The following is a 15062-nucleotide window of genomic DNA, read 5'->3' as shown; positions in this document are numbered from 1 at the left end:
GGGAATTCTTTTGTGGGGCAGAGGAGCTCCAGCTCCGAGTGTGTATCACGAAATGCACGGTCAAGCCGCCTGAGACGTCTTCCCTCTCCTCCGGACCTCCGGAGGAAGCCGCGAAGCGAAAGGGGCCGGGGGCAGGGCTAACGCATACTCGAAGCCGGACCCTCACCGCGAAGCAGCCCCGAAGGGAAAGGAACATTTTATCCTTCGCTCCGCTACGGAAAATGCACACTTCGAGGTCCTAAATTGGCAGTCCAGGACCTCGAAGTGTGCTCAGCCATGGAGCCGGAGGCGAAATTGCTGAGTTCCTTTGAGCGTCCGGTGAGTATGCGTTAGCCCTGGGGGCCGGGGGAGAGGTTTTTCTAATGAATCGTGCATCTCGTGATACACACCAGCTCCGACCCCGAACGGGGCCGCAGGCTTCCGGAGCGTGTAAGTGTACTAAGCCAGCTTAATTGCATAACTGTACTTGGCAAAATCGCTACGCTCTCTTGCCCGGTCGGAGCTGGAGCTCCTCCTCCCACCATCATTCCTTCACCACCCCTCGCTTCCGCAACAGCTCCATCACCTCCTCCACCGGCAGGGCTTCCCGCTGATGGCCGTCTCTGCCGGTCATCGTCTCTGCGGCGAAGAGGGAATTGATGATGGCTTCTTCGGTGGCTTCGATGGCGGCCAGAAAGAGCGGAGAGACACGGCCATTGGCCAGTTCCTGCACGGAGCGGATTCGGTCTTTGCCCGTGATTCGGTTCTCCGGGGCGGTGGAAAAAGCAACCACGTAATCGCCACTACCATTGCTGGCGATACCGCCCGTCCGCGCCAGCCCCAGCATACATCGTTTGGCCAGTCGCTCGAGGTTGCGCGGGCCGAGCGGCGCGTCCGTAGCCACCACGATCATACAGGAGCCATCGGCGTGGGATTCCAGTTCATCTTTGAAGTAGTACTGCCCCAGTTCGGGGCCTACCGGCACGCCAGCAATCTGTAGGACGCCGCCGAAATTCGTCTGAACCAGCACGCCGACGGTATAGCCACCAAGGCTGGTCGGTAAGGCCCGGCTTGAGGTACCGATGCCTCCCTTCCAGCCGAAGCAGGAGGTGCCCGTTCCGGCCCCAACGTTGCCTTCCTGCACGGGCCCGGAGGCGGCAGCGGAGAGGGCTTCGAATACGTGTTGCTCCTGCAGGTGGCGACCGCGAATATCGTTGAGGAAACCGTCGTTGGTTTCGCCCACGACGGCGTTTACGCTGCCAACCTCTTCGTTACCCGGTCGGCGGAGACAATCGCTAATGAGGGCGTTCATGCCCGTAGCGACGTTGAGGGTATTGGTCAACACCAGCGGTGTTTCCAGCTCACCGAGTTCTCTCACCTGGCTGTAGCCCGCCAATTTGCCGTACCCGTTTCCGAGGTGAATGGCGGCGGGCACCTTCTCCCGATACAGGTCACCGTCGTGTGGAAGAATGGCCGTGATCCCCGTTCGAATGCTGTCGCCTTGAATGAGGGTAAAATGCCCAACTTTGACGCCCTTGACGTCGGTGATGGCGTTGTGTGTTCCGGTCGGCATGACGCCAAATGGAATACCAAACGCCCGTGGGCGAGACTGAGCCATGAGGGAAAGATTAAGTAATAGCAGTAAGGGAGCAATAAATTTCATCATCAGCTTTAATTGGTGCCGCGCAAAAACCGCACCTCCGTGATCAGCCCACCTTCCACCAGGTAGATAGCCACTACTTCCGAGGCGGGTTTGCCTTTTTCCCAGATCACGCTTTCGTGGTCGAGCACGCGATTGCCCATCACGGTGCGGTTGATGAGCCGGCAGTGCAGGTCGGGCATCCGTTCGAACATGGAGCCATAGCGTTCCCGCATGGTGGCTTTGCCTTCCATGGTCAGCTCGTTGGGGAAGCTGTAAATTTTCACGGTGTCCGCGTAGGCACTCAGGAAGAGGTCGATGTCGCCGGTGTTGTAGCCGTCGAGCTGGGTCTGTACGGGGCTTACCGCCGCATATTTATCGCTACTATCCTGAGCGTTGAGCCCAAGGTTGAACAGCAGGCAAAGTAGAAGAAGGAGAAGGAGACGCATACTTTCAGGATTTAAAACAGGGCAATGGCTGCAATTACGGATAACGTAAGGATGGTTACCAAGGCCACAAAATAGCCGTAAAACAGGATAACAGATTTGATGATCGTCTTCCACCAGCCCTGCTGATAGACATTCTTTAAGGACTTCACAAAGTAAAAGGCACTGACCACCAGGCTACCCAATAAGAGGTATACCGTTCTGAAAAAATAAAGCTCGATGGCCGATAAGAACATCAGCAAGAAGAAGAAAGAATGGACGTGCAGCGAGAAGATAAAATGCTCAACGTAAAGGCGTTTACGGCGAATATAAACCAGTTTCAGCAGCAGCGTAACAATTGGCACAAGCAGAACTAAGCCCCACACCAACTGCCCCATCGCAGCCGCTATGATATTTACGTTCAAACGGCTCTCGAGGCGAACAATCTGTTTAAGTTGGTACTGGTTAAGCCATCCTTTGACCTTGTATTTTTTCACCAGCTCATCGGGAGTAAGTAACCTGGCGTCTTCAGTAGAAACCATTATACCTACTTCCATTTCATTGTCGCTATAAAAGTCCATGTATCCTAACTGCATAGAATCCGATTGGTTTCTACCGAACAGGTTCTCCAGGCTGTCCATTACTTCAGGGTGGGCCAGTTTGGGAAAAGACACGAGAAGGCTATCGGCATACACCTTCAGTTTATCCGCATAGAGATCATGGTAGGCCGATGCCTTTTTTCGTTCCATTTCCTTTTCCAGGCTATCCCCAATCGCGTCAGTGGCTACGATCGTGAAAGCACCGACCATCAGGACAGAACTGATGAAAAACAAGCGCAGTGGCTGAAAATAAGGGCGTTGCTTTCCGGCCAGAAAGCGGTTGGTGAGCCGGCCGGGGAACAGCAGGTTTTGCAGGGTGCGGAACAAGCGATTATCGAGGCTGAAGACTGTTTCGAAGAACTCGCCCAGCATCTGCCAGAAGCCGGGTGGGCCGTCGAATGCTTTTTGCCCGCAGTCGGCACAATAGCGATCAGCGGGCCACATGGGCTCGCCGCAGCAGGTGCAGATTCGGTGGTCTTCTGGTGGCAGTGGGTCGTTCAAAACGGGAGGCTTCTGTGAGCAAGATAGGGTGCAGCACCTCTTAGCGGCAATCCGGAGGAACAATTTTCGACGAATGGAGGCACACTGCTTTTTTATAGACTCCTCTTTGCACCTGCGGTGAGCGCCCAAATGACACGGCTTTTTGGGGCGCTCACCGCAGGTGCAATGAAAGCGTAAAAGGAGCAAAGGACGAAAGAAGAGCTCGTAGACCTTCGTAACACAGCACCGACTTTAGTCGGAAAACAAGCCCCCACCTACCCAATCCTGATTACCTTAGCCCCAAAGCCATCGTCATGCAAAAACAAATCTTTTTCCTCCTTAGCATCAGCCTGATGCTTCTCTCTGCCTGCACCCCGAAGGCCATCCCCTTCGGTCAGGAAACCGGTCTTTACGGCGCCAGCTTCGACCACTACGCCATCAACGTTGATAATCTGGACGAAAGCGTCACCTTCTACCAAAAAGTGCTGGCCCTGGAGGAAATCTATGACGGCACCGAAAAAGACAACATCCGCTGGCTCAGCCTCGGCAACGGCATGAGCCTGCACGTTATTCAGTCAGACAACAGCGAGGTGCGGACCCAGAAGGGCGTCCACCTGTCCATCTCCGTGAACCGCTTCGACGAGTTCGTGCAGCATCTGCGCGACATCAAGCTGCAGTTTTTCAGCTGGCAGGGCGTACCGATGGAGTCCAACAGCCGGCCCGATGGTGCCCGCCAGGTATACTTCAAAGACCCCGATGGCTACTGGCTGGAGATCAATGATGCGCGGGTACTGGGGGTGCAGAAGTTGGGGAGTTAGGGTAGTCCCCGGTTGAGGAGCTCCGCTCCGAAAACCCGAGGCGCAAGCCGAGAAAAAAGCTGCTGCGCATCCAATATTTGAAGCAGCATCCACGGGCCGACTCCGTTGCTAATGGCACGCTGCTTCGCAGCTGGCTTTTCGGAGCGGAGCTCCTCAACCGAAAAACTACGCCATCCTTACCACCTTCGGCCGAAACACCCCCAACACCTCCACCAGCTCCTGCTGGCCGGCCATCACTTCGTGGATGTCTTTGTAGGCATGGGGTGCTTCATCAATGCCGCCACCAATGAGGTGGACTTTGCGCTCCTTCAGCAGATCGCGCAGGGACGCCCCGGTGATGGAGTTCTTCGCCTCCGAGCGAGACAACTGCCGACCGGCACCGTGACTGGCGGAATTGAGCGAGGCCGGGTTCCCCAGCCCCCGAACGATGAAGCCAGGATCCGCCATCGAGCCGGGAATGATGCCCAGCTCGCCCTTCGCGGCGGGCGTAGCGCCTTTGCGGTGAACGATGACGTCGCGGCCGTCGGGCAGACGATCCTTCCAGGCGAAGTTATGGTGATTCTCGACGCGGACCATCGCTTTTTCGGCCAGGGCTTTACTGATGCGCTGGTGAATATCGTCGTGGCAGGCGCTGGCGTAGTCGCCGGCCAGCGTCATGGCCGCCCAGTATTCGCGGCCGCTGTCTTTGGCGAGGTCGAGCCAGGCCAGGCTCTTTAGATGTTTCGGCAGGCGACACTCCTTCATCGCCAGGTCCGTGTAGTGCAGGGCCAGTTTAGCGCCCATGCCCCTGGAGCCGGAGTGGGACAGCAGCGCCAGATAGCTGCCCGCCGGCCGGCCGAAAGCGTTGTTGGTCTCCAGCTCTACCTGGCCGAACTCCACGAAGTGATTTCCGCCGCCGGAGGAGCCGAGTTGCCGGGCGGCTTTGCCCTTCAGTGCCTTAGCCGTTTTCAGTAGCTGGAAGGTGTCATCTTCCAGCACGGGGTGGTCGTTGGCCCGGTCGTGGGTCTGCAGCCCGAAGGCGGTCTCCCGCTGGAGGATGCTGGCCAGGCGGGACTGGTCATTGTCCGCCAGCTCCCCCGGCAGGTCGAAGACCGACAGGCACATCCGGCAACCAATGTCTACCCCTACGCCGTAGGGAATGACTGAGCCAACGGTCGCCAGTACCCCACCGATGGGCAGTCCGTACCCGTGGTGGGCGTCGGGCATCAGTGCACCCGCGGCAGCGACGGGCAGGCGCATGGCGTCGTACAGCTGCTGAACGGCCTTAGGGGCGATGCCGGCTTTGCTCTCGAAGATGCTGAAGTCTCCCGGAGACTTTAGTATCTCGGGCGTGATGTAGCTGCCCGCTTCCTCCGGGGCTCGCCCGCCGAGGGCGGTGGCTACCCCACCCCAGTTTTGGTCGCTGACGAAGTTGTCCGGGTGCGCCAACAGGTTCCCCAGCGTGGCGTGGCGCCACTCGTCGCTTTCGCGCTTGAACCGGGTGGCCAGCACGTTGATCGCCAGACCGGCAGCGCGCTTGGGCCAGCCAAGTTTGACTAAGTCTTTGGTGCGGAGTTTTTTGGACATGAGCAGGACGTTTAACCACGGAGGTTCACGGAGGTCAACACAGTGGTACGCTGAGGTCAACTATACGGCGGGAGGGAATAGTTGCAACTGGCTGCTGCGCAGCAGATAGGATACACCACAGATTATCACGGATTAACACAGATTTAGGTACAGATTCTTCCTATAGCTGCTGCGCAGCTCGGAAGTTTTCCCGCAGAGCAGAGGAGTGGAGGAGATAAAGGAGACTGCTGCGCGGTATCGCACAGATTAACCACCAAATTTGTAATCAATTCTATTAATCCTATCGAAACACCATTAATCCTACCGCGAAGCAGCCACGAAGTAAATCTCCTTTTTTTTGAAAGGGGCTACTAAAACTCAATACAACTAGGCGTCCCGATCTGGTAGTCCTGCCCGGTGAACGTCAGCTTGCCAGACTTTTCGTTGAGCGTGAAGGTGGTGATGTTGCCCGAGTCCTGATTCGCCACGTGCAGAAGGCGGCCGGTAGGGGCAATGGCGAAATTCCGGGGTGTTTTGCCGCGGGTGGATTCGTGATCAACGAAGGTTATTTTCCCCGTGACCTTATCTACGGAGTAGATCACAATGCTGTTGTGCCCCCGGTTAGAGCCGTAGAGGAAGTTCCCGTTGCGGCTCAGGTGGATGTCGGCTGTAGAGTTCTTCCCTTCCCAGCCTTCGGGCAGGGTGGAGATGGTTTGGAGGACAGTCATTTTTTTCTCCGCCGCGTCGTTGCTCAGTACATTGATGGTGGAGTTGAGTTCATTGATGACGTAGAGGAAGCGTCCGTCGGCTGACCAGGTCGCGTGCCGGGGCCCGGCCCCGGCGGCCAGCTCAACGAAGGGCTGGGCGTAGGGCGTCAGCTTGCCACCCGCCAGCGTGAATAACCATATCCGGTCGCTACCAAGATCGGCGATGGCGATGAGGCTGCCCCACGGAGAAGCATTGGCCGAATGCAGGTGCGGCTTGTCCCGCGCATCGAAATCCGCCGGCACCTTGAACTCGTCCGTCAGGGTAATCTCTCCGTTGGGAGACTGGACGTACACGCTGGCTACGCCTCCGTTATAGTTGGACATCAGGATCTGGTTGCCGACCAGCTCGATGTGGCAGGGAGCCTGCGCCCCGCTGGGGAGTTTAGAGATTTCCCGGTAACCGTCCCTCACGTCGAGCACGTGAATGAAGCCCGTCCGCTCCTTCGGCTGAGACAGTTCGCTGGTGGCCAGCAGGTACCGGCCGTCAGCTGATTCCTTCACGAAAGAAGGGTTAATCAACTCCGCCACCACTTCCTGATTGGTGATCCGCCCTTTCTTATCCAGCTCAATGCGATAGACGCCTTTGCCCTTACCGTTTACCCAGCCTTCATCCCGGGTGTAGCCGCCTACGTAGGCGGATTGAGACTCCGCTACCAGGCGGCTATAGATACTGGGAGTGCAGGTTTCCAGGCAGAAGGCGAGGAGAAACAGCGTCGGGAGGAGAAGGAGGGGGCGGTTTTTCATGGAGTAAATTTACGGTTTGTACCGCCGACTTCAGTCGGCGGATCTTTTATACCCGCCGACTGAAGTCGGCGGTACAAACCGCACCCCAACCTGCCAATTCCGCCCCGGCGCGGGCTGAAAGTACCGCCCCCCGAATTGAGGGTTCAGATCGTTCCCAAAGCTCATCTGCTCGTCGAGCAGGTTAGCCCCGGTAAGGAAGACGTCGTAGCGGCCGCGCCGGAAGCCAATCTGCAGGCGAAGCAGCTGGAAGCTCTCCGCAAAAACATCGTTGGCGTCGTTGAGGGGGATCGCGTCCATAAAGGTGTGGAAGACATTGAGGTAGGGACCGCTTGTGAGCGCTGCACTTATTTCCAGGTTCAGGGTATGCGGCGCGGCGCCGGGGATATTGTTGCCGCTGAAGTTGGTGCCCCGCTGCTCAAAATCCTGGTAAGTGAAGTTGTAGTAAGTATAGCTGCCGTAGAAGTTGAGGCTCATCGGTCCCTGGGTAGCATCCAGGGCTCGGTAGCCCGCGCCGATTTCGAGGCCCTGCTGGCGGGTCTGGCCGGCGTTACGGAAAAGCTGAGTGCCGCGCTCATCAGTGAAGCTGGTGATGGCTTCGTCGAGGGCGAAGTGGAAGGCGGTGACTTCCGCTTTGACCTTGCCTTGCGCGTAGCGGTAGCCGACTTCGTAGTTGGTCCCTACTTCGGGGTCGAGGTCCACATTAAGGCTCCCCTCGTTGGTGCGGAACTCATCGAGCGTAGGCGGGCTGAAGCCGTCAGCGCGGCTGGCGTAGAGGTATTGGCCCTTGCCCAATTGCCGGCCGGCGGCCAGGCGCAGGGAGAGGGGGCGGTTGGCGGAGAAGCTGGTTTTGCCCGCTCCGCCGTTGGCGGAAAAGGTGCGGTCGACGGTATACTCCAGCGCACTGGAGCTGAGGCCGAGGGTGAAGTCCCATGCCCCCGGTTTATACACGAGCTGGCCGAACAGCAGGCTTTGCTCCGAAAATATTTCGTCGGAGAAATTCAGGTCGGCGGGCTGCCCGGCGTCGTTGCCGAAGTTCTGCCCATTGCGGTATTGAAAGCGCGCCTCTGCACCTGCGGTGAGCGCCAAATCATCCGTAAAATCACGGGTAAACGCTGCCCGGGTTCCTCCGCCCAGGTTGGCCTCCCGCTTGTAATCGAAGTTGAACGGATGGTCAAAATAAAAGCCCGTGGCGTAGGCCGAGAATTCCGAACGCCAGCCTCCCAGCTGCTGGTTGTGCGTCACGCCAATGAGCATATTATGGTAGTGAATGGAAGCGTTCGTTTCCGCGCTTCCCGGCCGCGCCTGCCGGGGATTCTCCTCATATTGCCCGGCGTTCAACCCACCCGGTAACTCATAATCAAGCTTGGTGTAGAGCGCATGCAGGCGGGTCTCGCTGCCCTCCTTACTCTTACCCAGTAGTGAAGAATACTGCATCGTCGTCCGCTCCATCGCGCTATGATCCCGGTAGCCGTCCGTGCGTTGATAGCCGATCCGAAACTGGCGGTAGCCGCCGTATTCATTGGCAGACTCCAGCTTCAATTCCCCGCGAAAATAGCCGTAAGACCCCGCCGCAAGGCCAGCTTCCACGGCCGTTTTTTTCTGCTCATTCGTCAGCCGTTTCGTATTCAGCAGCAGCGTGCCAGCGGTGCCCGGACCGTAAAATCCGCCGCTCGGACCACGGATGACTTCGAGTTGATCCACGTTCACTGCATCCAGAAAATTCAGGGGCACGTCGCCGCCTGGCTCTCCGTACGGAAGACCATTCCAGTACACCTGCGTGTTCCGCACGCCAAAGGGTGCCCGCAGCGAGGCGCCCCGGATCGCAATCCGGTAACTGGCCGTAGCCCGCTCTTCAAAACGAACGCCGGGCAGTCGGTTGAGGCCGGTGAGCAAAGAGGAATTGTCGTAACGATCCAGCTCCGTTTCCGTCAGCCGACTTACCGGGGCCGCGATGGGCTCAATGGCCTTGGCACCGTAGGCGGTAACGGTCGTCGTCGGGATATCATACAATAATAAGGTGTCGCTTTGCTGGGCAAACAGGAAGGCGCTGACGCAGGTGCAGAGGAGGGTTACGAGGAGCTTTGTCATGGGGGCGAAGGTAAGATATTGGGCGGTTGCTGTACGACTAAGTTGAGCGGTCAGTAAGGGCAAACGCATCAAACTTCGTTTGCTACGTTTTTGATTGGCGATTGGCGATTCTCGATATTTGATTCTTGATTTGCTACCGCAAGTGACAGCTCACTGCGTTCGATCAGAACAAAAACCAACTATTGGATTACAGTTTTAGATTTGATGCGTTTGCCCTAAGCGGTCAGTTTTGCTGAGGGGCTGCTTCGCAGCTGCGGGGATTTTGCGCGCGGAGGGCGCAGAGAGGAGGAGAGGTTAGGAGGGATTTTCGGGCGGGAGGGCAAATTATTCATCCAAAAACCACCTACTCACCAGCCCTGAAAGGGCGTCTATGGTAGCGATGGCTGAGGGAGTCGGCGAAGCCGACAAGGGAACCCATCGCTAAAAAGGAACAGCCGTACACTACCCTACTCCACTCCCGCAAAAAAGGGATCCACCGGCAGCGGTTTAATCAGCCGGCGGCGAATTTCCCGGATTTTACTGTTGTTATCCACCGTCAGGCCAATGTCCCAGATACCAGCCGTTAAGCGTCCGCTTTCTTTCTGCCGCCCGATGCTGTATACCAGCCCCGACCGTTGCGTGTAGCCCTGCTGGCTACCCGAACGTTGTTCGTTGCCCGAGCGCAGATGCAGCACCTGCAGGCTATCGCCAAAGGCCCGGTCAATTTTCAGCATGGAGTCACGGCTGATGGAGCCGCTTCCGTTGTATCCAAAAATTTCTTCGCCGTATCCCGTCATCATTAAGGCCCATCTTTCTTTCCGGACGTCGTTGAGGTAATCCCGCAGTATGCTTGATTCCCGGCTGAGTTCATCCGCTTCCGCTTCATAGAAGCCCATGTTGAGGTGCCGGAGGATTTTCGTTGAATCACCATCAATGATGAGATAATGCTCGTACTCATTAGCTACCTCGTATATCGGTGGCAGCTCGCCTTCTCCCTCCAGCAAGGGCTTTGACTTTCGGGCATCTCCGAATTCCATCAGTGCCATCCGTAGTTGCGTGCCGTTGAAGAGAAAAACATCTACCTGACGGCGATAGCCATTGCCCGTCCGGCGGCGGGAGAGGCTGCCGAAAAGTACCTGCCGATCGCTCTTTACCGGTGGCTTTAGTAGTTCCTCCACTACGTAATAATCCGGCGGAGAGAAATTCGCGGCCATCCTGAGTTCCCAACGGTCCGTCCATTCGAAGACGATGGCCGTCAGCAAATCCGGCTCGGCGTCAGCAGGCGCCCCCTGCACCCGGCTCCGGCCCAAAAAAAGACAGTAGCCACGCTGGTGTAAGGACACTTCGGTGTCATGCTCGATTGTCGTTACAAATGCCGGACCATCTTCATTGACCGCCCAGCCGAAATCATCCGGATGATCCAACATCGCGTGGTAGCTGTGCAGGCGGGAGTTGTCACTGATAGACAGAGGACCGGCCTCCGGCCCATTACTGTTAAATTCCGTGAAAGCCGGCCCCACCAATACAGGCTTAGGACCGTTCACCTGCCCTCCCGTCCGCGGGATATCATCGCAGCCAACGCAAAGGAGTAACAATAAAAACAGCGCAAGAAGAGGACGAAGCATGGTATCTTTTCGGGGTGGGTGGAAGTTACGGCCTTCCTGAGTTCTCCCGCAAACTTTCAGTCGCCGGCCGCAACCTGCAACCTGGCACCCTGCAACTCCCCACCCTGCAACCTGCAACTTGCAACTTGCAACCTGCAACCTGCAACCTGCACCCTGCAACTTGCAACCTACCCCCCACAACAACATTGCCCCGACAACCATTACATTTGCAACAAATATTTCCATCATGCCCATTTACCATCAACTTGGCCAAATTCCGCCCAAACGGCACACTCAATTCCGGAAGCCGGACGGGTCGCTCTACCACGAGCAATTGTTCGGCACGATCGGCTTTGACGGCATGTCTTCCTTACTCTATCACCTGCGGCGGCCGACCCAGGTAAGGGACATTGTCAGCAGCGTCGACGTCAGCCCGAAGATTGCGGACGCCAAAACGATCAAGAGCCGTAAGCTGGTCAGTTTTGACGTAGCTCCGGAGGATGATTTTCTCGACAGCCGCAAGGCCTTGCTCGTCAACTCCACCATCCAGATCGGCGTGGCAGCGCCACGCCACAGCCTGACCGATTACTTCTACAAAAATGCGGATGCGGACGAACTCCTCTTCGTTCACCGGGGCAGCGGCACGCTGCGGACGCTGGTCGGTAACATCCCTTTCGAGTACGGCGACTATCTCGTTATTCCCCGGGGCATGATCTACCAGATCAGCTTCGACACCGAAGACAACCGCCTGCTCTTCGCAGAGTCCACTGACCCGATTTATACCCCGAAGCGTTACCGCAACCACTTCGGGCAGCTGCTGGAGCACTCCCCTTTCTGCGAGCGCGACCTCAAGCTTCCGCAGGAGCTGGAAACCCATGATGAAACCGGAGAATTCACGCTGAAGATCAAGAAACAGGGTGTGCTGCATACCCTGATCTACGCTTCCCATCCCTTCGACGTCGTCGGTTGGGACGGCTACAACTTCCCCTACGGTTTCAGCATTCATAACTTCGAGCCCATCACCGGGCGGGTCCATCAGCCGCCACCGGTGCACCAGACCTTTGAAACGAAGAGTTTTGTCGTCTGCTCCTTTGTGCCCCGGCTCTACGATTACCACCCGCAGTCCATCCCGGCGCCCTACAATCACTCGAACATTGATTCGGACGAGATGCTCTACTACGTCGACGGTGACTTCATGAGCCGCACGGGCATTGGCCCGGGCTACATCAGCCTTCATCCCGGCGGCATCCCGCACGGGCCGCACCCGGGTACATACGAAGGCAGCATCGGCCACACCGGCACCGAGGAGCTGGCCGTGATGATTGATACCTTCGCACCACTGCAGATCACTGAAGAAGCCGTGAAGATTGATACGGGGGATTATCATCAGTCCTGGTTATAAAACTCACCGACTCCGAAGGAGTCAAACATCCTTGGCCCCGGATGAAGCAAGAGGCGTAGCCTCGGGCGTAATCCGGGGAAGTCAAACATCCTTAGCCCCGGATGAAGTCCATAAAAAACCTCTCCCCCAACCCCTTTCGTTTCGCGGCTTCCTCCGGAGGTCCGGAGGAGAGGGGAGCCATCTAACCACCGACTCCGAAGGAGTCAAACATCCTTGGCCCCGGATGAAGCAAGAGGCGTAGCCTCGGGCGTAATCCGGGGAAGTCAAACATCCTTAGCCCCGGATGAAGCAAGAGGCGTAGCCTCGGGCGTAATCCGGGGAAGTCAAACATCCTTAGCCCCGGATGAAGTCGCCGACGAAGTCGCGACGTAATCCGGGGAGCACGAACGCAAAGCGTGAGCAATATGTCCCCCATTCCCCCCAACTCCGACTTCACCCTTCACAACCTCCCCTGGGGCATCTTCTCCATGCCCGGCGAATCGCCCCGCGTCGGCATCGCCGTTGGCGATCAGATTCTGGATATGTCCAAAGTTGGCGAGATGGGCCTCTTCGATTTCGACACGAGCGTGTTTTACGAAGACGTTCTCAACCCCTTTATGGCGCTCGGAAAGGAGGTAACAAACGGGGCGCGGACGCAGGTGCAAGAGTGGTTAAGGAGCAAAGATGGCCCCCTGACCAACCGGCCCGATCTCTTCGAAGACCGACTGGCAGCCACGATGCATCTCCCCGTCCGGATCGGTGATTACACCGACTTCTACTCCAGCATCGAGCACGCCACCAACGTCGGCAAACTTTACCGCGACCCCGACAATGCGCTGCTGCCCAACTGGCGGCATCTGCCCGTGGGTTACCACGGGCGGGCGAGCTCGATTGTCGTCAGCGGAACGCCCATCCGCCGCCCCTCAGGCCAGGTCAAGACCAAGGCCATGGACACTCCAGAGTTCCGAGCTTCCCAGAACCTCGACTTCGAGCTCGAAATGGGCTTCCTCATTGGCAAAGACTCCACCCTCGGCGAGCCGATTTCCACCGCTGAAGCCGAAGACTACATCTTCGGCCTCGTTCTCTTCAACGACTGGAGTGCAAGGGATATCCAGAAGTGGGAGTACGTCCCCCTCGGCCCCTTCCTCGGTAAAAACTTCGCTTCCTCAATGTCGCCCTGGGTCGTCCCGCTGGAGGCCCTGGAACCTTTCCGCATCGCAGGACCCGTGCAGGACCCTGAAGTACTCCCCTACCTGCAAACCGAAGGCCTCAACAACTACGACATTAAGCTCGAAGTCAGCATCACCCCTAAAGGCGGCCCGGAGACTATCGTCTCCCACTCCAACTTCGGCTACATGTACTGGAACATGGCCCAGCAGCTGGCCCACCACACCGTCAATGGTTGCAACGTCCGGGTGGGCGACCTGATGGCGTCGGGCACCATCTCGGGCAAGGATGCAGCTTCCTACGGCTCCTTACTCGAGATCTCTGAAGGCGGCAAAAAGCCCTTCCTCCTGGCGGATGGTACCCCTCGCACTTTCCTGGAGGATGGGGATACGGTGGTGATGCGGGGTTGGGGGGAGAAAGGAGACATCCGGATAGGCTTTGGGGCAGTCAGCGGACAGATAACAGAATAACTAGCCCGCCCTACAGCCTACACTGCTCCCTAAGCATAGTCCGCACCTGCGGCCGCGCCTGCTTTTGCCCTACCCGCCGATCAACTGCCAAACCCCTCTCACCCCCACCACCGAGGTAAAGATGGAGAACAGTAAAATCAGGAGCAGGATACCATTGGTGACCTTACCATTCCGGTAAGCCCCCATCAGGTCTTTCCGGTTCCCCAGGTAGAAAATGCACAGCACCGTAGCCGGCAGGATCACGGCATTAAAGGCCTGGGAGACGATCATCACGAATACCGGCCGGGCATCAAAGATGGGAACCACAAGCCCCAGTAAAGAAATCAGGAAAACCATGATTCGGTACTTGGGCAGTGTCATTTCCCGCTCGGACTGGTTGTAATCGCAGAGCAACCAGGGGAGCATCAGGACGTTGGGTATCTGAGAAGACACGCCCGCGGCAATGATGCCACAGGCGAAAATTCCGGTGGCCAATGGCCCCGCCAGGGGCTCCAGCAATTCGATCATCTGGGAAGCTCGGGTCAGGCTGATGCCCTCCAGGTAGAGCGTTCCTGCGGCGGCGGCCATGATGGACATACTGATGATGAACATCAGAGACACCGCGACGATGGCGTCTTTGCGCTGCGCTTTACTATCCTTCAGCGTCCAACCGGCCTCCTTGACCAGGGTTGTTCTGATGATGAAGAGGCCCGAAAAGACGGTCGTCCCCACCAGGGAGGCAATCACTAAAAATGGTCCGCGGCCTTCATCAACGGGTAGTTGTGGCATATTGGGAATCAAGCCCTTTATTATCTCTACCGGCGGGGGCATAAGGATAAAGAAGTTGGCCACAAAGCAAACCGACATAATGGCCACAATGACCGCTAAGGCCCGCTCAAAGAATTGGGTCTTCCCTTTCCAGAAAATAAAGTAGACCAGTGATATAAAGAATGCCGCAAAAACGACGGGCGAAATCCCGCCCGCAACAAAGCTTTTGGACCATTCATAGCAGATGTCCGCCACAATCCCCATCACGCCCATCACACTGCCCATGACGCCGGCGGTCAGTGCCACGATAAAGAAAATGCCAACGGCCGGGTGAATATGCTTACGAAAGGCCTGCAGCGCTGTCTCCCCCGTCACCAGGGTATAGCGGCTGTAGAGGTTGATCATAAAATAGGTCGTCAGACAGGAAGCGACAATCGTCCAGAGTAAGGACATTCCGTAGGAGGCACCTGCCTTCGCCATGGCAGTTACACTTCCGGTTCCGATATTAAACCCCAGCAGGAAAATGCCCGGAAGAAAGGCCGCTAAACCCTTGAGTACTTTATCTTTAGTGATTGCCATTATCAGGAAATATTGCCGTGGCTTGGTTTATAAAAACAAGTGGACTAACCC

Annotated in this window: 11 protein-coding genes; 3 read left to right on the top strand and 8 right to left on the bottom strand. The window is 57.1% G+C overall.

Annotated elements, in window-relative coordinates:
- Positions 1-523 precede the first annotated feature (523 nt).
- Genes BM123_RS19510 through BM123_RS19500 form a run of 3 tightly spaced genes read right to left on the bottom strand, consistent with a single transcriptional unit; the run spans position 524 to position 3143 of the window.
- Complete coding sequence (locus BM123_RS19510; protein WP_090172113.1) at positions 524-1642, bottom strand: DmpA family aminopeptidase; 1119 nt, start codon at positions 1640-1642, stop codon at positions 524-526.
- Positions 1643-1650: 8 nt separating this feature from the next.
- Entirely contained in the window at positions 1651-2067 is a 417-nt protein-coding gene (locus tag BM123_RS19505; RefSeq protein WP_090172030.1) for a nuclear transport factor 2 family protein, read from the bottom strand.
- Positions 2068-2078: 11 nt separating this feature from the next.
- Positions 2079-3143: a DUF3667 domain-containing protein gene (locus BM123_RS19500; protein ID WP_139211978.1), complete on the bottom strand. Its 1065-nt coding sequence runs from the start codon at positions 3141-3143 to the stop codon at positions 2079-2081.
- Between the two features lie 293 nt (positions 3144-3436).
- Here BM123_RS19500 and BM123_RS19495 point away from each other — a divergent pair, with 293 nt between their 5' ends.
- Positions 3437-3940, top strand: coding sequence for a VOC family protein (locus tag BM123_RS19495; protein WP_090172026.1), 504 nt, complete (start codon positions 3437-3439; stop codon positions 3938-3940).
- A 165-nt stretch (positions 3941-4105) separates the two neighbouring features.
- On the opposite strand, the gene BM123_RS19490 is transcribed toward BM123_RS19495, so the two are convergent.
- From BM123_RS19490 to BM123_RS19475, 4 genes are all read right to left on the bottom strand, one after another.
- The gene (locus BM123_RS19490) at positions 4106-5506 is read right to left on the bottom strand and encodes an RtcB family protein (RefSeq protein WP_090172024.1); all 1401 of its coding nucleotides are present in this window, start codon (positions 5504-5506) and stop codon (positions 4106-4108) included.
- Between the two features lie 350 nt (positions 5507-5856).
- Entirely contained in the window at positions 5857-6996 is a 1140-nt protein-coding gene (locus BM123_RS19485) for a lactonase family protein (protein ID WP_090172022.1), read from the bottom strand.
- A 30-nt stretch (positions 6997-7026) separates the two neighbouring features.
- Positions 7027-9084, bottom strand: coding sequence for a TonB-dependent receptor domain-containing protein (locus BM123_RS19480; protein ID WP_175489471.1), 2058 nt, complete (start codon positions 9082-9084; stop codon positions 7027-7029).
- A 446-nt stretch (positions 9085-9530) separates the two neighbouring features.
- The gene (locus BM123_RS19475) at positions 9531-10688 is read right to left on the bottom strand and encodes a hypothetical protein (RefSeq protein WP_090172017.1); all 1158 of its coding nucleotides are present in this window, start codon (positions 10686-10688) and stop codon (positions 9531-9533) included.
- A 226-nt stretch (positions 10689-10914) separates the two neighbouring features.
- Here BM123_RS19475 and BM123_RS19465 point away from each other — a divergent pair, with 226 nt between their 5' ends.
- Together BM123_RS19465 and fahA are read left to right on the top strand one after the other, a co-directional pair.
- Positions 10915-12069: a homogentisate 1,2-dioxygenase gene (locus BM123_RS19465; protein ID WP_090172015.1), complete on the top strand. Its 1155-nt coding sequence runs from the start codon at positions 10915-10917 to the stop codon at positions 12067-12069.
- A gap of 404 nt (positions 12070-12473) precedes the next feature.
- Positions 12474-13685 (top strand): fumarylacetoacetase, encoded by a 1212-nt coding sequence (gene fahA / locus BM123_RS19460; protein ID WP_090172013.1) that lies wholly within the window; start codon positions 12474-12476, stop codon positions 13683-13685.
- 69 nt (positions 13686-13754) lie between these two features.
- On the opposite strand, the gene BM123_RS19455 is transcribed toward fahA, so the two are convergent.
- On the bottom strand, positions 13755-15011 hold the full coding sequence (locus BM123_RS19455) for an Nramp family divalent metal transporter (protein ID WP_090172011.1): 1257 nt from the start codon (positions 15009-15011) through the stop codon (positions 13755-13757).
- Between the last annotated feature and the right edge of the window lie 51 nt (positions 15012-15062).

It is taken from the genome of Neolewinella agarilytica, assembly GCF_900110645.1.
Taxonomy (GTDB): domain Bacteria; phylum Bacteroidota; class Bacteroidia; order Chitinophagales; family Saprospiraceae; genus Neolewinella; species Neolewinella agarilytica.
Note: the sequence above shows the minus strand (reverse complement) of the source record. Positions and strands in the feature narration are given on the sequence as shown.